The sequence below is a fragment of the Veillonella sp. oral taxon 158 genome, from assembly GCF_018376515.1.
Taxonomy (GTDB): Bacteria; Bacillota; Negativicutes; order Veillonellales; family Veillonellaceae; genus Veillonella; species Veillonella rogosae.
The window spans coordinates 211,832-234,605 of the sequence record NZ_JAHABE010000001.1 but is presented as its reverse complement, the minus strand read 5'-3'; the positions used below and the strand labels follow the sequence as shown (position 1 = coordinate 234,605).

Genomic DNA, 22,774 nt, shown 5'->3' with positions numbered 1-22,774 from the left:
TAGACTCCTTATTCAATAATTAAATAATTATCTTCTAAACCAACAACAGTTCCGCCTATAAGATCACCAATTTTATGTAATCCATCAGATTTCACTTTACCATTTACATACTCATTTGTTAAGCCCATATAGTATCCATTCTCTTCCTTTTCGATGAGAATCTCACCAGGTTTACCAATGCGAGACTTAGCGTATGCTTCATAACCTGCTTGACTAAGACCATTTAACAGTGCAACACGAGTCTTTTTAACGGCCTCAGGTACTTGATCAGGCATAGTTGCAGCCGGTGTACCTTCACGAATAGAATATGGGAAAGCGTGAATATGGGTAAACCCAATTTCACGTACTGTATTCAATGTTTCTTCAAAATCTTCATCTGTTTCTTGTGGGAAACCTGCAATGATATCAGTCGTAATAGATAAATCTTTAATGCGAGAACGCAACTTGGCAATGAGATCTTTATACTCTTGTAATGTATAGTGACGTCTCATTAATTTCAACACATGGTCAGAACCTGCTTGTAATGGTAAGTGAAGGTTTGGACATACTCGTTTATCTGTAGCCATTAATTCTACAAGCTCATCTGAAACCTCAACAGATTCAATGGATCCAAAACGAATACGATATAACTCAGGTATTTCTAATAAGGCTTTTACTACATCAGCCAAGGTAGGTCTACCTGGTAATTCTACGCCGTAATTACCTAAATGAATACCTGTTAGTACGATTTCGTGGAAGCCATGGTCTACTAAACGCTTAGCTTCTTCTACGATATCTTCAATTTTACGAGATTTCAGTTTACCACGAGTATATGGAATGATGCAGAAAGAGCAATAGTTATTACAGCCTTCTTGAATTTTCATGAAAGCTCGAGCCTTATCTGATTCATTACCAAATAATGGCATTTCCTCAAAATTGGACTCTTTCATAATATCTCTAACAGCATTGATTTGACGTTCTGTAGATTCTAATTGCTCCACTAGCTCAACGATTTTAGATCGATTATTGGTACCTATCACAAGGTTAACACCGTCAATAGCAGCAATCGCATCTGGATCAAGCTGAGCATAACAACCAGTAACGATTACATAAGCATCTTCATTTTGACGTTTTGCTTTCCGAATCAATTGACGGGATTTCTTTTCCCCCATATTGGTTACAGAACATGTATTAATTACATATATATCAGCTTTTTCATCGAAGTCTACGGCTTCGTAATTATTTTGTAAAAATAAACCTTTCATAGCATCTGTGTCATACTGATTGACACGACAGCCTAAGGTTGTAAAAGCAACGGTTTTCATTGCACCTCTCTATTCTTGTTTAATTTATAGTTCTAATTCATATTGAATCATCGCTAATGATCCAATGGCAGCAGTTTCTGCTCGTAAAATAGTATTACCAAGAGAAACTGATTTTCCACCACTCTCTATAATAGCATTGATTTCCTTCTCTTGATAGCCCCCTTCAGGACCAATACAGATGAGAATGTCAGTTATATTTTGATTACTATGTATTGATTCAAGTGCAGTCTTAATAGTATGACCCTCTTCATTTTCATAAGCTACTAGTTTAAATGCATCATCCTCGATTGCAAGTACTTGTGAAAGCTTTTCACCTACCACAAGTGTGGGCAGTTGATTACGCCCACATTGTTGGGCTGCTTCTAACATAATTTTTTCCCAACGACTGACTTTTAATTGTAGTTTCTTATCATCATATTTAGCTACACAGTTTGCGGTAGATACAAGATAAATGGTATCTACATTTAACTCCGTCGCTTTTTGTAATACCCATTCTAACTTTTCGCCTTTCAATAAGGATTGAACAAGAATAGTTCGATATGATGATACATCAGACTCGACATATTCAATAAGTTTAGCTTGTGCTAGACCATCAACTTCTTCGATAATCTGATAAATACCACAACGATTATCACTGCCCGTTACAGTAATGGGTTTCTCCATATTATGACGAAATACATGTAACACATGATGTGTCACATCTTTTGGTAATTGTATTATTTCATCTAATGGTGTAGGGATAAATATTTTCTTCATAGCTTTTTTAACGCAAAGGTATGCCAAGGGCCCGCCACGCGTTCCTCTATAATATGCCAATGTTCAGTGATATATGGCAAGATTTCATCATACCGATCATCAATAATACCACTAATGATTAAAATACCATTATCTTCAAGTTTCTTACCTATTTGTGGTAATAATATCTTTAAAGGGTCAACCGTTAAATTAGCTAAAATTAATTGAGCAGTACCTTCAAAATCCGTATCTAAATTACCACAAATAATTTCGGCATGTACCTCATTGTTTTCACAGTTAATCTTTGCTTGATTGGCTGCGTATTCCTCAATATCAATACCTACTAAATGTTTTATTCCTAATTGGGCGGCTACTAATAAAAGTATCCCTGTACCTGTACCGATATCTAAACATGTAACCGTATCAAGATCCATAGATTCACTATAAACTTTTAACAGCTCTGCACACGTCCTAGTCGTTTCATGGGAACCAGTGCCAAAGGAAATGTCTGAATCTATTTCTATAATTACTTTATTGTCGACGTTATCATAGTCTTGCCATGCAGGTTTAATTACAATATTTGGTAATATTTCTGTAGGCTCAATATATTGTTGCCAAGAATTTAACCACGTAGATTCGTCTAGTATATGAGCATCTATTGATTTCACCGTAATATTTGCCTCTGTAAGACGTTTTTCTAAGTCTTCTTTAATCATATCGGCATCAAGTGTTGGATCAGCGTAGAGCGTTAATTTTATTAAATTAGGTTGTTTTTCAATATCTTCTTCTATAATTCCATTGTCTGCGTAATCGTCAAAAAGAGTAGTCACCTCATCGGTGGCTACTCTTTCACAGACAATGGATATTTCTATCCACTGCATATATGCTCCTTTATAGGGAATGTGATGGAACAAACCATTCCTTCACATGAGCTGTTCATTTAGTCAAAGCGTCCTTAATTTTTTCAAAGAGACTTTTGCTCACTTGTAAGTTATTTACATCTTCGTTACTTTCGTTTGCAAAGCGTAATAATAACTCACGTTGAGTATCGGTCAACTTCTTAGGCGTTTGGACAGTTACCACAATATGTTGGTCCCCTCTTTGGTTAGGGTTACGCAAATATGGAATACCTTTGCCCTTTACGCGGAATGCCGTTCCCGTTTGAGTACCTTCCGGAATCTTTAACTCTACTTTACCATCTAAGGTGTTAACTTGTATAGTCGCACCAAGAGCAGCTTGAGCAAAGCTAATATTCACACGGCTAATAACATCATTACCATTTCGCTCAAATTCCTTATGAGGACGAACAAAGATATATACATAAAGGTCACCCTTAGGACCGCCCAAAATACCTGGTTCCCCTTCATTAGCTACACGTAAGCGAGAACCACTATCTACACCTGCTGGAATCTTGATAGAAATCTTGCGTTTTGCAAGCATTTCACCTGTACCACGGCATTTAGAACAAGGTTTTTCAATACTTTTACCAGTACCATGACAGCGAGAACAAGTGCGAACGGATTGCATACGCCCAAATGGAGTATTTTGAATAACCGCTTCTTGACCAGAACCATGACAGTTTGGACAAGTATCGACACGAGATCCTGGTTCACCACCAGTACCATGACAGTGATCACATTCTTCATGACGATGCACTTCTATTTCCATAGATTTACCAAAGGCTGCATCTTCAAAGGAAATATCAATATCTTCGCGCAAATCATTACCTTTTTGAGGACCTTGTTGCTGGCGACCACCGCCAAACATGCCACCAAAAATATCGCCAAAGATATCACCAAAGCCACCAGCTTGACCACCGAAACCGCCAAAGCCACCTTGGAAACCACCGGCGCCAGCGCCGCCTCCTTGTTTGAAGGCGTCGTGGCCGAATTGGTCATATTGAGCTTTTTTAGTTTCATCAGACAATACTTCGTAAGCTTCGTTCGCTTCTTTAAATTTTGCTTCCGCTTCCTTTGGATTATCTTTATTTACATCTGGATGGTATTGGCGTGCCTTTTTACGGAAGGCCTTTTTGATTTCATCTTGAGAGGCATTTTTACTGACCCCTAAGATGTCATAATAATCACGTGCCATTAGTTACCAACCCTTCTTATTTCTTATCGTCATCCACTACTGTGTAATCAGCATCAACTACATTGTCATCAGATTTTGTTTGTTGTTGACCTTGCTCTGCACCACCAGCTGCTTGTTGAGCTTGTTGTGCTGCTGCATACATTTGCTCAGCTAATTTATGTAATGGTTGTTCCAAAGCTTCACTGTCTTTTTTGATATCTTCGATGTTGCCTGCTTCGATAGATTTTTTCAATTTATTTTTTGCTTCTTCAACTTCTTTCAACAAAGTTGTGTCGCCTTTACCATCAAGTTCTTTCAATGCTTTTTCAGCTTGGTATACCAAGGAGTCTGCATTATTTTTAATATCTAATTCTTCTTTTCTAGCTTTGTCTTCTGCTGCATGTGCTTCAGCTTCTTTAACCATGCGATCGATTTCGTCTTCTTTTAATCCGCTAGAAGAAGTGATTGTAATTTTTTGTTCTTTTTGAGTACCCAAGTCTTTTGCTTTTACATGTACAATACCGTTAGCATCGATGTCGAATGTTACTTCGATTTGAGGAACCCCACGAGGGGCTGCTGGAATACCATCCAAGTTAAAGCGACCCAATGTTTTATTATCTGCTGCGAACTCACGTTCACCTTGTAATACATGGATATCTACAGATGGTTGATTATCTGCAGCAGTGGAGAATACTTGGGATTTAGATGTAGGAATTGTAGTGTTGCGATCGATAATACGTGTGAATACACCACCCATTGTTTCGATACCAAGGGATAATGGAGTTACGTCAAGCAACAATACGTCTTTAACTTCACCTACTAATACACCACCTTGAATTGCTGCACCGATAGCAACACATTCATCAGGATTAACGTTTTTAGTTGGCTCTTTACCCAATACTTTTTTAATAGCATCTTGTACAGCTGGAATACGGCTAGAACCACCAACTAACAATACTTTATCGATATCAGAAGCGGAAAGACCAGCGTCTTGCATAGCTTTACGAGTAGGCTCGATTGTTGCTTGTACCAAGTCAGCAGTCAATTCTTCAAATTTAGCACGAGTTAATGTTACGTCTAAGTGTTTAGGACCTGTAGCATCAGCTGTGATGAATGGCAAGTTGATGTTTGTGCTAGCTACGCCAGACAATTCAATTTTTGCTTTTTCAGCCGCTTCTTTTAAACGTTGATCAGCTAATTTATCATTGGATAAATCGATACCAGATTCTTTTTTGAATTCTTCGATTAAGTAGTTCATAATGCGTTGGTCGAAGTCATCGCCACCAAGATGGTTGTTACCAGATGTTGCTAATACTTCGAATACGCCATCGCCAAGTTCAAGGATAGATACGTCGAATGTACCACCACCAAGGTCGAATACGAGAACTTTACCATCTTCATCTTTATCTACGCCATATGCAAGAGCTGCTGCTGTAGGTTCGTTGATGATACGAAGTACTTCAAGGCCCGCAATAGCACCAGCGTCTTTAGTAGCTTGACGTTGGGAGTCTGTAAAGTATGCAGGAACTGTGATAACTGCTTGTTTAACAGGTTCACCCAAATATGCTTCTGCATCAGCTTTGATTTTTTGAAGAATCATTGCAGAAATTTCTTGAGGAGTATAAGACTTATCTTCTACAGTTACTTTGTAGTCTGTACCCATGTGACGTTTAATAGAAATGATTGTGTTTTCAGGGTTAGATACAGCTTGACGTTTAGCCAATTGACCAACTAAACGTTCGCCATTTTTAGCGAAACCAACAACGGAAGGAGTTGTACGAGCGCCTTCTTGGTTAGTAATAACCGTAGGCTCGCCGCCTTCCATAACCGCAACACAAGAGTTTGTAGTACCTAAGTCAATACCAATTACCTTTGCCATAATATATGCCTCCTAAAACTTTATAATCTATTCAACAACTTTTACCATTGCTGGACGTATACAACGACCATCAACAGTGTAGCCAGTTTGTAATACTTCACATACCGTATCAGATTCAAATTCATCTGAAGGTACTCGCATGATTGCTTGATGGAAGTTTGGATCAAATGGTTGACCTACTGCTTCAATAACAGCTAAACCATGTTTAGATAACATTGCCATCAAGTTTTGATGAATCATAATAAATCCATCGAGGAATAATTTTGCTTCCCCTTCTGCTGGACTTTGAACAGCCCGTTCAAAGTTATCCAATACAGGAAGAAGGTCTGTTAATACATCCCCTTTAACATATCCAGCAAGTTGCTCTTTTTCTTGGTTAGTACGCCGCTTGAAGTTTTCAAAGTCCGCTTGTAAACGCTTATAGCGATTATCAAAGTCGGCTTTAAGTTCTTCTAATACTTGAGCAGCATCAGCCACAAATTCTTCAGTTGCTTCCACAGTTGTTTCCTCTACATTTGTAGCATCAACTGTTTCATCAACTGTTTCTTGTTTAATGTCTTGTTCTTCAGCCATTATATGCCCTTTCTATTTTGTTCTTTTACCATAGTTTCCATTATATGTTTCATATGAGATAGCATACCGATAATTCGGCCGTATTCCATTCGCGTTGGTCCTAGAATAGCAAGAGTTCCTATAGGCTGATCTTGATTAGTAAAATCAGCTTGTACCACACTCATCGATTGTAGTGCTTCTGTTTCATTCTCTATACCAATCTTAACCTTAACTGGTGTTGGTGAATCATCTTTTAATAACTGTCCCAATTGATTTTGTTCTTCCACTAATGAAAGCAAGGGTTGTACCTTTTCAACAGACTTAAACTCTGGTTGATTTAACAACTCTGTGGTACCTACCGAATAGAACAACTTACGTTTATTAATAGCTCGTAATAATGTTTCCGAAAGGATTAATAAAATCCCCTGCGGACCTTCCATATGAATCAATAAGTTTCCAAGTGCTTCAGCCGTTACATGACCAATACTTACATTCTGTAATGCATTGCTAAATTGCATAGCTAGACTTTGTAAAAGTTCTGGTGAAATACTTTCACCAAAGTACATCAGCTCATTATCAAGTGCACCTGTTTCGGTGATAACTACCATAATGGCTTGGTGACTATCTAGCGGTAATATATGAATGTATTTAATTAATGCTCTATCATGGGCTGGTGCCAAGAATAAACTCATGCTATGGCTCACTTGTGAAAGTAGTTTAGCCATATTTAAGAAGAGCTCACTCGTCGATCCATTGGAATGTTTCCATAACATTTCAATTTTTTCAGCATCCTGTAATGGAACAGGTTGTTGACTCAACATGGAGTCAACATATAAGCGATAGCCCTTAGCTGAAGGAATACGTCCAGCCGATGTATGAGGTTGCTCTAAATAGCCTAATTCCTCTAAATCGGACATTTCGTTCCGTACTGTAGCAGGACTAATGCCAAGATTATAGTTCTTAGCAATCGTTCGAGACCCTACAGGTTCTGCGGATTTAACGTAGTCTTCAATTATGGCTCGCAAGATGCGCTGTTTTCTTTCATCCATAATGACACCTCTTGTTAGCACTCATAAACTTTGAGTGCTAATCGCATGTATAATATTATCACATTGTCAAAAATTGTCAAGCGAAAAAATACCGAAAAAGTCAAATAATATCTATTTAGTCAAAAAGACAATTGGATATTTTCGGTTAATTAGTCAAAAAATCAAAGTATAGCAATAAGAAAACACTTATACTATCTCACTTTATGTCATCTTCTAAATTTATTAATTAAATTGATTTAATCTAATTAATAAATTTAGTAAACCTATAAAATAGTATAAGTGTTTTTATGTATTTTATTAAATTGATATCTTTACTGAGAACTTTGGGACTATTCGATTATGATGTTTTATTACTAATACAACTAAATAATTATAGCTCTATACCTTCCAGTGGATTGCCTAATCTAGCTAATAATTTACCCATACGCTCACGAGGTTCACCGTGTTCAGCGTACCAATCAACTAAAATATCGACAGCTTTTTTAGCTTGTTCTACCGTTAGATTTCTAGCTAAAATAGTCCCTGCTTCAGGCTTAATACCTGTATTACCACCAACTGCAAGCATATAACCTTTAGAGGTTCCAATAAAGGCAATATCTTTTACCATTGCATCTGGGCAATTACGACCACATCCACTGATGCCAATTTTGCATTTGTGTGATGTTTTTCGTCCATAATGTTTTCTCTCTACATAATCAGCCAATTCTTTAGTTTCCATTTGGCCATTTTTACAATAGCCTTTACCTACGCAAGCAATTAAAGAATTTACACCTCTATGAACAACTGTAGTTACGCCCTCTGGTAATTCAGAGATAAGTTTTTCCTTATCGTCTTTTTCAATACCTGTAATTTGTAAACCAGTTACTACATGGCGGAAAGATCCACCATATTTTTCAGCTAATTCTATGCATGCCTTCATTTGATCTAAAGTAAATTCATTATGTAAACCGTGTATTATGACAGATGTCTTCATCGTTCCTCCTCAAATCTAGCATGCTTATTCATCATCATCCTATTTATACTAACATATTAGATTTTGAGAAACTGTGAGAAATTACTCTCGAATAAATTGACTAAATACATAGTTACCATGCTTAGCCCCTTCAGAACTTAAATGATAACTACCATTTTGATACTCTAACAAGCCTTTAGTAACTAAATCTTCTAATATATTACCAAATAAATTATGAACAGATGCGCCAAATCTATCGTCAAATTTTTGCTCATCAAGGCCCCACTTAGTGCGAAGCGCTAAAAAGCAAAAGTCCTCTTGCGCTCGCTCTACAGTAATAGTCTCTGTCTCGATAGTAGGCATAGTATATCGATCAACAGCTTGTATATAAGGCATCACATTTCGGTTGTTGCTACGGCGAATACCCTCATAGAAGGAATGAGCACCAGCACCAAAGCCCAGATAGTCTACATAGTGCCAATATTTTAAATTATGACGACTATAGGAATTATCCTTAGCGAAATTGGAAATTTCATATCGTTCAAAACCTAACTCTTTTAATCCTTCCATCATTGTGTCATACATCAATTCATCAATGCTTTCACTAGGAATAGAAATAAGATTCTTTTGAACTAAATGATATAAATATGTTCCTACCTCTACTTGTAAGCCATACGTAGAAATATGATTAATTGGTAAATCTTTCAGGATATGTAAATTATGTTGAATATCTTCTAATGTTTGTCGTGGCAAACCATAAATCAAATCTATATTGATATCTGTAAAGCCTGCCTCTTTAGCTTCATAAACAGCTTGTTTAGCCTTTTCCCCATTATGACTGCGATGCAGCATGGTAAGCGCCTTATCATCAAAGGTTTGAACACCAAAACTAATACGATTAAAACCTAGTTTAACTAACTTAGTTAGATACTGTGGATCTACTTCACCAGGATTAGACTCTATAGTCATATGACAATCGTCAGTAATAGTAAAAGTACGTTTGATTTTATCTACAATCATCTGTAACTGTTGAATAGATAATTCAGTAGGTGTACCACCACCCAAATAAATAGTATCAATAGGTTTAGATTTAGACTCTGGGTGTTCCGAAACCCACAAATCCATTTCTTGTACTAATGCATAAACATAGGTTTCGTAATAATCTTGTAAATTTTGATAGGCTGGAAAATCACAATACATACATTTCTGTTTACAAAAAGGGATATGGACATACAAGCCCATATCCCCAAGTGTAGACAGATTCAGGATGTTAAAATCTGTTTTCATTATATTAGTCCTCAACCTTGAGAATAGCCATAAATGCTTCTTGTGGAATCTCTACAGAGCCCACAGACTTCATACGTTTCTTACCAGCTTTTTGTTTTTCTAAGAGTTTACGTTTACGAGAAATATCACCGCCGTAACATTTAGCCAAAACGTCTTTACGCCAAGCCTTTACGGTTTCACGAGCCACAATTTTCGTGCCCACCGCAGCTTGAATTGGAATTTCAAACATTTGACGAGGAATCAATTCTTTTAATTTTTCTGCTAATGCACGACCTCGTGTAGCAGCACGGTCCTTATGTACGATAATGGACAACGCATCTACTGGATCACCATTTAACAGAATATCCATCTTAACCATTGGAGACTGTTTATAGCCAATCAACTCATAGTCAAGAGATGCATAACCTTTTGTAGCAGATTTCAATTTATCAAAGTAGTCGTAAATAATTTCACTCAAAGGCAAGTGGTACACAACGGATACTCGAGTTTCATCTAAGTATTCCATGGATTGGTATTCACCACGTTTATCTTGAGATAATTCCATAATAGTACCTACGAAATCTTTAGGTACGATTGTAGTGGCTTTTACATAAGGTTCTTCAATGTAGTCGATTTCTGTAGGAGGTGGCAATTTAGCAGGATTATCTACTTCTAGCATTTCTCCATTTGTTTTATATACCTTATAGTTTACAGATGGAGCGGTCGTAATGAGCGTTAAATTATATTCTCGCTCTAACCGTTCTTGAATAACGTCCATATGTAAAAGTCCAAGGAAGCCACAACGGAATCCAAAACCTAACGCCAAGGATGTTTCAGCTTCATATTCTAAGGCAGCATCATTAAGCTGTAATTTTTCTAATGCATCACGAAGATTTTCGTAATCTTTAGATTCTGTCGGATAGAGACCACAATATACCATAGATACAGCCTTACGATAACCTGGCAATGGCTCTGCTGCAGGATTGTTTGCCAATGTTACCGTATCACCTACGTGACAGTCTGCTACATTCTTAATACTAGCCGCAATACAACCTACAGAGCCACATGGTAATTCCTGAACAGGCACAAGATTTGGTGTAAAGATACCGAGCTCAGTTACATCAAAATCCTTATTATCATGCATCATACGAATTGTATCTTTTGCCTTGATAGTGCCTTCTTTTACCCGTACATACGCAATAGCACCTTTATAGGAATCAAAGCGGCTATCAAAAATCAAAGCTCTCGTAGGTTGATCGGATTTATCTGGTGGCGCAGGAACCTTATTTACAATAGCTTCTAAAATATCAGGGATACCGATACCAGATTTAGCAGAACATAATACAGCATCAGATGCGTCTAAACCAATGATATCTTCAATTTCATGTTTTACTCGATCAGGATCTGCAGAAGGCAAGTCAATTTTGTTGATAACAGGAATAATTTCAAGATCATGTTCTAAAGCGAGATACACATTTGCCAACGTTTGAGCCTCTACACCTTGTGCAGCATCTACTACTAGTAATGCACCTTCACAAGCTGCAAGAGAACGAGAAACTTCATAGCTGAAATCCACATGGCCCGGAGTATCGATGAGATTCAAAGTATACTCTTCTCCATCTTGTGCTTTATACAAAATTCGAACAGATTGCGCTTTAATAGTAATACCACGTTCTCGTTCTAAATCCATGGAGTCCAAAACTTGAGCCTCCATTTCACGCTTTTGTAATGTGCCAGTATATTCAATTAATCTATCGGCTATGGTAGATTTACCATGGTCAATATGAGCTATAATACAGAAGTTTCGAATCTTTTTCGTTGACATACTATGTAAACAAGTTCAAGGAACTTGTATTCTCCTTTCTAACATACGCGATCGATAACAGCACCTCCTAATAGTTGAGTGCCATTATAAAAGGCTACGGACTGACCTGGGGTTATAGCCCGTTGTGGTTCTTCGAAGATAACCTCCATCGTATCATCATCTAAGATACGTGCAGTACAAGGTGAAGGATTTGCTGCATAGCGAATTTTACCTTCTGCTTTTAATTCTTTATGAATTGTATCATCCAGGAAATTATAGAACTTACAAATCATACGATTTGTAAAGAGTCGTTCATTAGGACCTACGATAACCTCGTTGCGATCACCGTTAAAGCCAATAACGTATAATGGGTGCTTATATGCAATACCAAGACCTTTACGTTGACCAATAGTGTAATTAAATAAGCCATTATGCTTACCTAATACCTCACCATCTTCAGTAACAATATTACCAGTTTTTGGTTTTGCCTTCATTTCTTCTACTACCAGCTTTTGATAGTTACCATGAGGCAAGAAACAAATATCAACGCTATCTGGTTTCTTCGCTACTGGTAAATCATATTCAGCAGCTAGTTTACGTGTTTCAGTCTTACATTGTCCACCTAGTGGGAACATGAGGTGACTCAAAATGCGTTGGTTCATATTGTACATGACATAGCTTTGGTCTTTGGTAGGATCAACGCCTTTATGTAATTCATATAAACCTGTTTCTTCATTGAAATTAACTTGTGCATAATGACCTGTAACCATATGAGTGGCTCCAAGTTCAAGTGCTCGATTGAGCATCAAATCAAATTTGATATTTTTATTACAGAATACACAAGGATTTGGTGTACGACCATAGGCATATTCTTTTACAAAGTAATCTACTACATTCTCGTAGAATACATCGCGAGCATCAATAACATGATGCTCAATACCAAGAAAATCACACATCTTCTTAGCATCTGTTACAGCAAGAGGAACCTCATCATAAGGTGTACCACTCACCCACAGCCATAGGGTAATACCAAATACTTTATAGCCTTGTTTTAGTAGCATTGCAGCAGTTAAAGAACTGTCTACGCCGCCACTCATAGCTACAGCGATAACTTTTTCCATACTTTCTCCTTTTAATGATCTCTTGATCATAAAACTAATCAGGGTGAAAGCCTGACGTGTAAAACACTAGTTCGGTGTAAAAGTCCGAGTAGTATTGCTATAAAATTATAGCAACTTATATTATAGCCTAGAATTAGGTACATTGAAAAGATTTGAAATAAAAAGAATCCCTTTCTCATAACAAAAGGGATTCAAAAAATTATCTATGTTTTAAAAGCTCTTCAGCGGCTCCTAGAATACCGAGCATAGAATGCTCAAATACTAAGCCACCTTGCATGAAAATTGTATACGGAGGACGAACAGGACCATCTGCACTCAATTCAATAGAAGATCCTTGTACAAAGGTACCACCGGCCATGATGATTTTATCTTCGTACCCAGGCATATCACCAGGGATTGGATGTACGTGAGCATCTACAGGAGAATATGCTTGCATACCTACACAGAAGTACTCCATTTCTTCTCCATTTTTTAGATTAATAGCTTGAATTAAATCATAGCGATCAGCATTTACCTTAGGGAAGACATCATACCCTAACAATTCACCTACTGCAGCCGTATATACAGCTCCTTTAAGAGCTTGTAATACTACGTGAGGAGCCATAAACAAGCCTTGGAAGAATAAACGGTAACCAGGCGCATAAGAGCCCATATGATCACCAAGTCCTGGAGCAGTGAGTTGGTACGCTGCATCTTCTACTAAGTCTTCACGACCTACGATATATCCACCTGTTGGTGCTAAGCCGCCCCCTGCATTCTTAATGAGAGAACCAGCCATAATATCTGCACCAGCTTCTAAAGGTTCTTGCAGCTCTGTAAACTCACCATAACAATTATCTACAAAACAAATAGTATTCGAGTTTTTAGCTTTTACAGCATCTACAATTATTTTAATATCTGCAATAGATAATGGTTCACGCGTACTATAACCACGAGAGCGTTGAATCACTACTACTCGCGTATTGTCATTAACAGCATTAGCGATGGCTTCTACATCATACGTATTATTCTTTAACGGTACCTCAGTATAGGTAAACCCCTTTTCTACGAGAGATCCACGCACCTCACGAGATGCACCGATAACAGACTGCATCGTATCGTAAGGAGCCCCAACTGCATAGATAAATTCAGTCCCTTTTGAACCATTCCCCATTAATGCAATAAGAGTTGTTGCTAATGCATGAGTACCAGATACAAAATGAGGACGAACAATAGCCTTTTCACCTTTAAATACATAGGCAAATACTTCATCTAGTTTTTCTCGGCCTACATCATTATAGCCATAACCCGTAGTACCTGTAAAATGATAGTCAGATACTTGGCACTCTTTAAAGGCTTCTAATACCTTTTTTGTATTGGCTAATGCAATAGGTTCAAACTTTTTAAATTCAGGTTCAGCCATCTCAAGGGCTTTACTACGTATTTCTTCTAATGTCATGCTAATCCTTCTCTACGAATTAATTCCATAGCTTTATTAAATATAAAATCTTTAGATGTATTATTATCAATATGAATCCATTCAATATATGGCATGCGCTTATACCAAGTGATTTGTCGCTTGGCAAAATGACGAGTATTTTTCTTGATTAAATCTCTACATTCATCAAGGTTAATAGTACCATTTATATGGTCTACAACCTCTTTATAACCAATCCCCTTAAAGGCTTGGCAATCAGGATTTACACCGGACTTAACAAGTTGCTCAACCTCTTCAATTAAGCCTGCAGCAAACATCATATCGACGCGTAAATTAATGCGTTCATATAACTGATCACGATTTCTCATAAGACCAATAACAGGCCCTTTATAAGATATACCATCTTTAGTCTGATTACGTAACGAATCTACATCGCCATGATGCAATATTTCAATAGCTCGATATAAACGATGCTTATCATTATATTGAATTTCTATATTGTGTTTTGTTCCTAATGTGAAAGCATATTCTCGTAAACCATCAATACCTTTAGTATTAAATAGCTCATCTAGTTCTAATCGTAAATTTTCATCAGGCTTAACGTCATTAAAGTTATAGTTTTCTAATAACGATTGAACATATAACCCTGTGCCACCAGAGAGAATAGGTAGAATATTCCTGTCATTTAGTCTACCAATTATCTCTTTAGCTTGATTTTGGAAAATAGACACTGAATATGAATCATTTGGTTCTAATATATCGATAAGATGATGTTTCACACGCTTAAGTTCATCCGCCGATGGTTTAGCGGTACCAATATTGAGTTGTTTATATACTTGGTAAGCATCACCAGAAATAACCTCAGCATGTAGCTGTTCTGCTAAGTCCAAGGTAAGATCTGTTTTGCCTACCGCCGTTGGTCCAACGATGGTAATTAAGGGATTCACATTAACTCCTTCATATATACACCATAGCCTATACGACTATATTTTCCGCCCACCCATTGATGCGGTGGATAGTTTTGAAAGACCGAACTAAATGGTCGTTCTTTAATAATAACACCATACGTGGCAACACGCATAGCCTGTGACATGATTTTATCATCAATATGACTTTCCACAGTATGTCCCCGAAGAGGTTTGAATTGAGGACTTTTCTCTACAGGAACTTCAAACATAGGATCAAAATAAATAATATCAATACTATTGTCAGGTAGATTTGGTAAATAGTGTTCAAAGGTATCATGATTTACTTTAATACGTCGCAATGCATTCGTTACACTATCCTCACTATGAATATAATGAGCTAATCCATGACTAGTAGCAAGCCATATAGGCAAAGACCCTTCTAGGCCAGTTATTTGAGCTTGTGGGTAACCATAACTCACTACCATACTGTCACTACCAAGGCCAATTGTACAGTCTAAAAACGTAAATCTAGCTCTATTAGATAATCCTTTTTTATCTAATATGACTTGTACCGCATTAACTAGATGATCGCCTTCACCGCGTTGTAAACGCAATATACGCAATTGAGCCATAGACAAATGAAAGGTATGTTGTTGATTTTCTGGGAAATGAATAGTTAATCCAGAACTAGCAAGAACCGCAATATATTCGCATTGATACTTACCGAATAAGGCTGGTATCGATGTTTTGCCTCGTTGTATATAGGTCATATGCATAGAGGAAGCCAATACTTTGGCTTCCTCTTGAATGGCCTCATTAGATTTTTGAGCTGTAGTTAAAATATTCATGTTAAGACCGTAAGAATAACTTACCTAATTCATCAGGCGTAAATTTTATAATCGTTGGACGACCATGTGGACAAACGTACGGTTTTTCAGTACTAAATAAATCCTCAATTAAGGTAGTCATTTGATACATATTTAAATTATGACCTGCCTTAATGGCCCCTCTACAAGATGCATACGCTAGCATTTCATGACGTAACTGAGCCTTAGTAGGCTGTTGATGTTCGTGTAAGTAAGAGAATACATATTGGAGAATTTCAAAAGCCTTTGACTCTACTAAATCTACAGGCGCCCCTACTAATTTTATTTTCGTAGGACCACCTAACTCTACATCAAATCCAAGATCTAGTAAGGTTTCTCGCTCTTCCTCTACCAAATTCATTTCATCGTCAGTAGCCTCACTATATTGAGGCACAAGGATAGATTGCATAGGAATGGATTCAGAAGACTTACAAAGCTTATCATAACGTACACGTTCATGTGCTGCATGTTGATCTATAATATAGAGATCATCACCTTTTTTAGCCAAAATATAACAAGAAGCTACTTGCCCCATAGGTAAGAATCCAGAGTTTTGTATAGTTCGTTCTTCACTATCTTGTTCACGTATATCCTGAGATAAAGATTTAAAACGATCTATATCCTCTTTAGTATAACTAGTGAATTCCTTAGGAACAGCGTCAAAACTTTCGTCAATAAAGGATGATTGTTCATAAGTAGCCTTTGGTGCAGGAGGTGTATATCCCTTAGCTTTAAGGCTCTCCACAAACTGTGTAGTTTCACCACGCATAACTTCGTACCCTTTTGTACGGCGACCACCAAAGACTTTATCATAATCTACTGCTGTAGCTATATGTTCTGCAGATTGCATATCGTCGTGAACAACAGGAGGTGTTCTATAAGAATCATACGTACTATTGCCATGAGAGATATTAGTATTGTCATCTCCTTGGTTGATAGCTGTATTTGGAGTATTACTACTATCTTTTGACAATGATTCACTTATGCCCATATAAACAGATGACTCCCGTTCATATCGCTCATGAAGTGGATTATTTAGAGCATTTAAAATACCGTGGTAAACTGCTTTAAATATAATCTTATCATCAGAGAATTTAACTTCACTCTTACGAGGATGTACGTTAATATCAACCATTCCAGCAGGCACTGTAATATTTAGCACCACTAAAGGATGACCATTTTTCGGTAATAGTGCATGGTATGCATTATCAATAGCCTTCATGATGGTTTTATCAGAAATAACGCGGTTATTAACGATAATAGTTTGCCAAATTCTAGTACTTTTAAGAAGGGTAGGTTTACTCACTACACCATCGATATAAATAGAATCACTTTCATAAGCAACAGTGAAAATGTCATCTTTCGTTTTATATCCATATAATGCAGCTACCGTATCACCAATATTACCATTGCCAGGTGTAATTATAGCTACCCGATCATCTACGATGAGTTTAAAAGAAATATGTGGATTACTTAGCGCAAGTTTGCCTACAATATCTTGAATTTTAGAAGATTCTGTACGCTCTGATTTCAAGAATTTGCGACGGGCTGGCGTATTGTAGAACAAATCTCTTATTTCAATAGTCGTACCCGGTGCAGCACCATAAGGAATACAATCGGTAAATGTACCACCGTCAACAGTAATGCGAGTTCCTAAATCGGAGTCTGCTTTTCGTGTAGTTAAAGAGAAATGAGATACAGAGGCAATACTAGCCAAAGCCTCCCCACGAAAGCCTAGAGAAGCAATATCAAATAAATCTTCTACCCGTTGTATTTTAGAGGTGGCATGACGCAAAATTGCCAGGCGTGCATCTTCTTCTGTCATACCGATACCATTATCGGTAATCCGCATATAAGCTACACCGCCATCGCCGATTTCAACCTCAATATTAGTGGCGGACGCATCAATGGAGTTTTCAATGAGCTCTTTAATAACTGATGCGGGACGTTCCACAACTTCGCCAGCAGCTATTTTATTGATTGTGGTTTCATCCAATACATGAATGGTTGCCATTATTTCCCGCCTCCTTTACGAGCCTCCTCTTGTAGTTCATATAATTTATTTAATGCTTCAATCGGTGTCATACTCATTACATCTACTTCTAGTAAGCTATCGACTACTGAATGAGTAAATAAGTTACCTAGTGAAGAATCACTCACTTGTTTAGTAACTGGCTTCACTACATTATTAGGTTGAGCTCCCATAACACGATTATTTAAATCACTAGTATCATGACTTTGGTCTTCCAAAGATTCCAAAATTACTTCTGCCCGTTTTAATACAGAGTTCGGTAAGCCTGCCAATCTAGCAACATGAATACCATAGCTACGGTCTGCACCACCTCTAATGATGCGGCGCAAGAATGCAACATCCTTACCTTTTTCTTTTACAGCTACAGTGTAATTCTTTAATTTACTATAGCTTTCTTCTAAACTAATTAACTCATGGTAATGGGTAGCAAATAATGTCTTGCCGTGAATATGCTTACAAATATGCTCAACTACAGCTTGGGCAATGCTTAAACCATCAAAGGTGCTCGTACCGCGACCAATTTCATCTAAGATAATTAAGCTGTTATGTGTAGCATTCTCTAAAATATAGGCTACCTCTTTCATTTCTACCATGAACGTACTTTGACCAGTAGAAATATCATCACTAGCACCTACACGTGTAAAGATGCGATCTACTGGAGAAATAGATGCTTCACGAGCAGGAATAAAGGAACCAATTTGAGCCATAATCATCAAAATAGCAGCTTGACGCATATATGTTGATTTGCCGGCCATATTAGGACCTGTAATAAGCAAGAATTCCTCATCATCATGATTTAGAACGATATCATTTGGTACAAAAACTTCACGCTTCAAGAATTTTTCAATAACAGGATGACGACCATCTCGAATATTGATTTGACCATTCATTACAATGGTAGGGCAAATATAATTTTCTTCATAACCTACTAAAGCAAGTGAACATAATACATCAAGGTCCGCAAGGGCACGAGCCGTTTCTTGCACCTCTTTAATGACGAGTTTAATATCATTTCGTAACTGTTGATATAACTCATGCTCTAAGGCGATGATTTTATCCTTAGCACTGAGAATTTTAATTTCAAATTCCTTTAACTCAGGCGTAATATATCGCTCTGCATTAGCTAATGTTTGTTTACGAATGAAATAATCAGGTACTTGTTCAGATTTACTATGGGATACTTCAAAGTAATATCCAAATACCTTATTATAACCAGTTTTAATTTTAGATAAACCTGTAGCCTCTCTAATATCAGCTTCCATCTTAGCCAGCCATTGCTCACTATTAGTCGCTAAAGAACGCAGTTCATCTAAATCTGGATTGAAACCATCTTTAATAACGCGGCCTTCTTTTAATGTCAATGCTGGTTGGTCAGCAATAGCACGGCATAATAAATCATAAATATCTTTATGGTCTTGGATGCGGTCATTAATGGATGTTAATGCTAAACTTGAACATGTACCTAATACATCTTTAATATCTGGCAATACTGCTAGAGATTCACGAAGAGCCGTTAAATCTCTAGGCGATACAGAACCTGTTTCTACACGACCTACGATGCGCTCAAAATCATAAATACAATCTAATAAGCTACGCATATGAGAGCGTTCAGCACCACGTGTAATAAGTTCTGCCACGGCCGCTTGACGACGTTGAATTTGATTTACATCAGTCAACGGACTTTCAAGCCATTGTTTTAATAGGCGCGCTCCCATAGGTGTCAATGTACGATCTAGCACATCGAGTAATGTTCCTTTTTGACCGCCATCACGTAGATTATGGATAATTTCAAGATGACGTAAGGAAGATGTATCTAAGATTAGACGATTACCTACACTCAATTGATGTACATAGTTAATATGGGAAATTTCAGACTTAATAATTTCTTCTAAATATAGAAGCATATATCCTAATGCTTCCCATACATCCTCTTCCATAAGGCCTAAATCACCAAAGTGATTCACAGCCTTCTCAGCTACCTCACGCTGTGTATAGTACGTTGAGAATGGTGATAAAACAACATTACTAAATTGATTTTCAATGAAATCCTTAATATCTTGCGGTAAAGTTGTCCCTTCAGGCAATATGATTTCACTTGGTCTATACATACTGAGTGCATCGTACATATCACTTCGTTTTTCACAGTTAGTAATACGATGCCAAATAACCTCCCCTGTAGATACATCAGAAAATACGAGTATCCATGCGTCTTTTACCATATAAAATAATGATAAAAAGTTATTAGACCTTGCATCATTACCATTTTCAGTCATTACCGTCCCAGGTGTTATGACCTTTACAACATCGCGTTTAACGATGCCCTTAACAGCTTTAGGATCTTCTAATTGCTCACAAATAGCAACCTTATAGCCCTTTTTAACAAGCGTTTCAATATAACTTTCAGCAGCATGAAAAGGAACGCCACACATCGGTGTGCGTTCCTCATCTCCTGTAGGGCGTCCTGTTAAGGTAATATTTAGTTCACGAGATGCAACCAAAGCATCATCATTAAATAATTCATAAAAGTCACCTAAACGAAAGAACAGTAATTCATCAGGATATCTAGATTTAATATCTAAATACTGCTCCATCATAGGTGTTTGCTTTTTTGCCATACTTACCCCTTTTGTATTGTACCGTAGCAAACCCAAGTTTGTGCTTTATCAATATAGGCTGGTACTGTTTCACCAATTGATAAGGAATCGTCTTTCGGGAATAACACCATTTTATTTCCAGAAGTACGACCAAACCACATATCTTCATCGCGAGGACTTGGCCCCTCAACAATAATATCAAACACTTGTCCTTCCATAGGTTTGTTCAATTCATAAGAGATTTCGTTTTGTACATCCATCAATGTTTGCAATCGCACACGCTTAACCTCTTCTGGAATTTGATCATCCATAGTCGCTGCTGGCGTACCAGAGCGTTTAGAGTAGATGAAAGTATACGCCATATCATAACGTACGTCTTTTAATAATTGTAATGTAGCTTGGAAATCTTCCTCTGTTTCCCCTGGGAAGCCTACAATAATATCTGTAGTAACCACTACATCTTTAATTTTCTCACGACAGTACGACAGTAATTCTTTATAATGCTCTACTGTATAGTGTCGATTCATCTTTTTAAGAATACGATCTGATCCTGATTGAATTGGTAAATGTAAATGTGTAACAATGTTGGAAGAACGGCCAAGAGCATCAATCATAGATTTAGTCATATCTTGAGGATGACTTGTCATATAACGGATACGCTCTATGCCAGGAATGCCATCCAAAGCATCTATGAGTGTACCAAAATCAGTGCCATCTTTAAAATCTAATCCATAAGAGTTTACATTTTGGCCTAATAAGGTAATTTCTTTAAACCCTTTTGCACCTAGGTCAGTCACCTCTTTTACGATGGCCTCTACAGGACGGCTGATTTCTCTACCACGAACGTGCGGAACGATACAATACGTACAAAACTTGTTACAACCATTCATAATAGGTACCCAAGCATAGAATGTACCATTTGGCTTGGCTTCTAGTTCAGGAAGTACCGTGTTATCCATATCTACACTAATTTGATGTGTATGTCCCCGTTGTACTTCTTCAATCATTTCATTAATATGTTGAATATTATGAGTACCTAAGACAATATCGATATGGGGAGCGCGCTTAAACATTTCGGCTTGATTCTTTTGTGCCATACATCCCGTAACAGCAAGAATCAAGTTTTTATTTTTACGCTTAAGTCTCATTAGCTCACCTATGCGGCCATAGACTTTAGTTTCTGCATTCTCACGCACTGCACAAGTATTTAATAAAATTAAATCTGCAGTTTCCACGTCCTCTGTTGGCGTATACCCAACAGATTCTAGCTGATGCGATAAGCGCTCAGAATCGGCAGTATTCATTTGACAACCATAGGTGTAAATATAATAAGACTTCATTCTAACTCCTACACTTTAACAATCTTACGTTTAGTTTCAATAATATTTTTAACTTTAATAGACATGCGTTCAATAGACATACCTGTAATGTATTCAATCTCATTGCGTACAGATTTTTGTACTTGTTGCATTAATGTTTTTACAGGATAACCATGTTCAATAACAACAGCCATATCTACAACGAGACCATTTTGACCTTTATCACCTTTTTTAAAGGAAATAACACTAGATTCATCAACACCAGCTACTTTTTTTAGGCCATTACGAATTAATTTGATGATTACATCATCATCAAAGGTAAGACGTCCATAATAACTGAAAGCAGGGCGTACTACAGAGCGTTCAAAGCCTTCAGAACCTATTTGTCCCAATGTATCTTGATCTTGTTTTTTCAAGGTACGACGCCACATTGTTTTAATAGGATCAATCAAATAACCTCTAAAATGAGGCTTTAATTCCATAGTTGGGACCGGAATAATATGCTTGCCTTCTTTAAGACGAGCATGCTGCGCCCTTTCAATTTCTTTAGGCGTAGCAACATCCTCAATACGTATATATCGATCTGGATTTTGTAGGCCTAAGGCTTTTGTAATTTTCTTAACCATGTTATCGGAAGTACCAATAATCATGAGTTTATTAGGATTAATTTTATCAAGTTGTTCTCGTACTGATTTTACTTGTACTTCATCTTGGAAAATAGCTCGGCGAACAGCTTTTAAGCGACTAGACTCTTTTTTAGCAGAAAAACCAGCTACAATTTTATTATCATGGATTAAAATGCCATCATCGATGATACATTCAATTTTATTTTCGTGAGCCAGTACGAGCGCACGATGACTTTTACCAGTGCCACTACTACCAACAAATGCAATGACTTCCATA

Annotated in this window: 18 protein-coding genes; all 18 read right to left on the bottom strand. The window is 37.2% G+C overall.

From position 1 onward, the window contains the following. Positions 1-8: 8 nt before the first annotated feature. Positions 9-1,304, bottom strand: coding sequence for a tRNA (N(6)-L-threonylcarbamoyladenosine(37)-C(2))-methylthiotransferase MtaB (gene mtaB / locus KH364_RS01125; RefSeq protein WP_273298041.1), 1,296 nt, complete (start codon positions 1,302-1,304; stop codon positions 9-11). Between the two features lie 24 nt (positions 1,305-1,328). Further along, the gene (locus KH364_RS01120; protein ID WP_337957089.1) at positions 1,329-2,060 is read right to left on the bottom strand and encodes an RsmE family RNA methyltransferase; all 732 of its coding nucleotides are present in this window, start codon (positions 2,058-2,060) and stop codon (positions 1,329-1,331) included. After that, positions 2,057-2,920, bottom strand: a complete 864-nt coding sequence (locus KH364_RS01115) for a 50S ribosomal protein L11 methyltransferase (RefSeq protein ID WP_273298038.1) — start codon at positions 2,918-2,920, stop codon at positions 2,057-2,059. Before KH364_RS01115 ends, KH364_RS01120 begins: the two co-directional genes overlap by 4 nt. A 55-nt stretch (positions 2,921-2,975) precedes the next feature. Then, entirely contained in the window at positions 2,976-4,133 is a 1,158-nt protein-coding gene (dnaJ, locus tag KH364_RS01110; RefSeq protein ID WP_273298036.1) for a molecular chaperone DnaJ, read from the bottom strand. A gap of 16 nt (positions 4,134-4,149) precedes the next feature. Further along, on the bottom strand, positions 4,150-5,991 hold the full coding sequence (gene dnaK / locus KH364_RS01105; RefSeq protein ID WP_273298034.1) for a molecular chaperone DnaK: 1,842 nt from the start codon (positions 5,989-5,991) through the stop codon (positions 4,150-4,152). A 27-nt stretch (positions 5,992-6,018) separates the two neighbouring features. Then, a complete protein-coding gene (grpE, locus tag KH364_RS01100) occupies positions 6,019-6,564 on the bottom strand; it encodes a nucleotide exchange factor GrpE (protein ID WP_273298032.1) in 546 nt (181 codons plus the stop codon). Continuing rightward, positions 6,564-7,592, bottom strand: a complete 1,029-nt coding sequence (gene hrcA, locus KH364_RS01095) for a heat-inducible transcriptional repressor HrcA (RefSeq protein WP_273298030.1) — start codon at positions 7,590-7,592, stop codon at positions 6,564-6,566. The genes grpE and hrcA overlap by 1 nt, the downstream gene beginning before the upstream one ends. A gap of 370 nt (positions 7,593-7,962) precedes the next feature. Further along, a complete protein-coding gene (locus KH364_RS01090) occupies positions 7,963-8,565 on the bottom strand; it encodes a nitrite and sulphite reductase 4Fe-4S domain protein (protein ID WP_009351445.1) in 603 nt (200 codons plus the stop codon). An 81-nt stretch (positions 8,566-8,646) separates the two neighbouring features. Further along, a complete protein-coding gene (gene hemW, locus KH364_RS01085) occupies positions 8,647-9,831 on the bottom strand; it encodes a radical SAM family heme chaperone HemW (protein ID WP_273298028.1) in 1,185 nt (394 codons plus the stop codon). A gap of 4 nt (positions 9,832-9,835) precedes the next feature. Further along, a complete protein-coding gene (lepA, locus tag KH364_RS01080; RefSeq protein ID WP_273298026.1) occupies positions 9,836-11,635 on the bottom strand; it encodes a translation elongation factor 4 in 1,800 nt (599 codons plus the stop codon). A 38-nt stretch (positions 11,636-11,673) separates the two neighbouring features. Continuing rightward, positions 11,674-12,735: a tRNA 2-thiouridine(34) synthase MnmA gene (gene mnmA, locus KH364_RS01075; RefSeq protein WP_009351487.1), complete on the bottom strand. Its 1,062-nt coding sequence runs from the start codon at positions 12,733-12,735 to the stop codon at positions 11,674-11,676. A 199-nt stretch (positions 12,736-12,934) separates the two neighbouring features. After that, positions 12,935-14,173 carry a methionine gamma-lyase family protein gene (locus KH364_RS01070; RefSeq protein WP_273298024.1) on the bottom strand — a complete coding sequence of 413 codons (1,239 nt, stop codon included), beginning with the start codon at positions 14,171-14,173 and terminating at the stop codon, positions 12,935-12,937. Then, entirely contained in the window at positions 14,170-15,099 is a 930-nt protein-coding gene (gene miaA, locus KH364_RS01065; RefSeq protein ID WP_273298023.1) for a tRNA (adenosine(37)-N6)-dimethylallyltransferase MiaA, read from the bottom strand. The genes KH364_RS01070 and miaA overlap by 4 nt, the downstream gene beginning before the upstream one ends. Beyond that, positions 15,096-15,908 carry a class I SAM-dependent methyltransferase gene (locus tag KH364_RS01060; RefSeq protein WP_273298021.1) on the bottom strand — a complete coding sequence of 271 codons (813 nt, stop codon included), beginning with the start codon at positions 15,906-15,908 and terminating at the stop codon, positions 15,096-15,098. Before KH364_RS01060 ends, miaA begins: the two co-directional genes overlap by 4 nt. 1 nt (position 15,909) lies before the next feature. Next, positions 15,910-17,940, bottom strand: coding sequence for a DNA mismatch repair endonuclease MutL (mutL, locus tag KH364_RS01055; protein WP_273298019.1), 2,031 nt, complete (start codon positions 17,938-17,940; stop codon positions 15,910-15,912). After that, entirely contained in the window at positions 17,940-20,573 is a 2,634-nt protein-coding gene (gene mutS / locus KH364_RS01050) for a DNA mismatch repair protein MutS (RefSeq protein WP_273298018.1), read from the bottom strand. The genes mutL and mutS overlap by 1 nt, the downstream gene beginning before the upstream one ends. Before the next feature lie 2 nt (positions 20,574-20,575). Beyond that, positions 20,576-21,892, bottom strand: a complete 1,317-nt coding sequence (miaB, locus tag KH364_RS01045) for a tRNA (N6-isopentenyl adenosine(37)-C2)-methylthiotransferase MiaB (protein WP_273298016.1) — start codon at positions 21,890-21,892, stop codon at positions 20,576-20,578. A gap of 8 nt (positions 21,893-21,900) precedes the next feature. After that, positions 21,901-22,773, bottom strand: coding sequence for an Asp23/Gls24 family envelope stress response protein (locus KH364_RS01040; RefSeq protein ID WP_273298014.1), 873 nt, complete (start codon positions 22,771-22,773; stop codon positions 21,901-21,903). Between the last annotated feature and the right edge of the window lies 1 nt (position 22,774).

Coding starts and splice junctions, on each gene's coding strand:
- dnaK (WP_273298034.1), bottom strand. CDS start 5,991: ATGGCAAAGGTAATTGGTATTGACTTAGGTACTACAAACTCTTGTGTT.
- mnmA (WP_009351487.1), bottom strand. CDS start 12,735: ATGGAAAAAGTTATCGCTGTAGCTATGAGTGGCGGCGTAGACAGTTCT.
- KH364_RS01115 (WP_273298038.1), bottom strand. CDS start 2,920: ATGCAGTGGATAGAAATATCCATTGTCTGTGAAAGAGTAGCCACCGAT.
- grpE (WP_273298032.1), bottom strand. CDS start 6,564: ATGGCTGAAGAACAAGACATTAAACAAGAAACAGTTGATGAAACAGTT.
- KH364_RS01040 (WP_273298014.1), bottom strand. CDS start 22,773: ATGGAAGTCATTGCATTTGTTGGTAGTAGTGGCACTGGTAAAAGTCAT.
- KH364_RS01090 (WP_009351445.1), bottom strand. CDS start 8,565: ATGAAGACATCTGTCATAATACACGGTTTACATAATGAATTTACTTTA.
- hemW (WP_273298028.1), bottom strand. CDS start 9,831: ATGAAAACAGATTTTAACATCCTGAATCTGTCTACACTTGGGGATATG.
- KH364_RS01070 (WP_273298024.1), bottom strand. CDS start 14,173: ATGACATTAGAAGAAATACGTAGTAAAGCCCTTGAGATGGCTGAACCT.
- mtaB (WP_273298041.1), bottom strand. CDS start 1,304: ATGAAAACCGTTGCTTTTACAACCTTAGGCTGTCGTGTCAATCAGTAT.
- lepA (WP_273298026.1), bottom strand. CDS start 11,635: ATGTCAACGAAAAAGATTCGAAACTTCTGTATTATAGCTCATATTGAC.
- KH364_RS01120 (WP_337957089.1), bottom strand. CDS start 2,060: ATGAAGAAAATATTTATCCCTACACCATTAGATGAAATAATACAATTA.
- mutS (WP_273298018.1), bottom strand. CDS start 20,573: ATGGCAAAAAAGCAAACACCTATGATGGAGCAGTATTTAGATATTAAA.
- dnaJ (WP_273298036.1), bottom strand. CDS start 4,133: ATGGCACGTGATTATTATGACATCTTAGGGGTCAGTAAAAATGCCTCT.
- mutL (WP_273298019.1), bottom strand. CDS start 17,940: ATGGCAACCATTCATGTATTGGATGAAACCACAATCAATAAAATAGCT.
- hrcA (WP_273298030.1), bottom strand. CDS start 7,592: ATGGATGAAAGAAAACAGCGCATCTTGCGAGCCATAATTGAAGACTAC.
- KH364_RS01060 (WP_273298021.1), bottom strand. CDS start 15,908: ATGAATATTTTAACTACAGCTCAAAAATCTAATGAGGCCATTCAAGAG.
- miaB (WP_273298016.1), bottom strand. CDS start 21,892: ATGAAGTCTTATTATATTTACACCTATGGTTGTCAAATGAATACTGCC.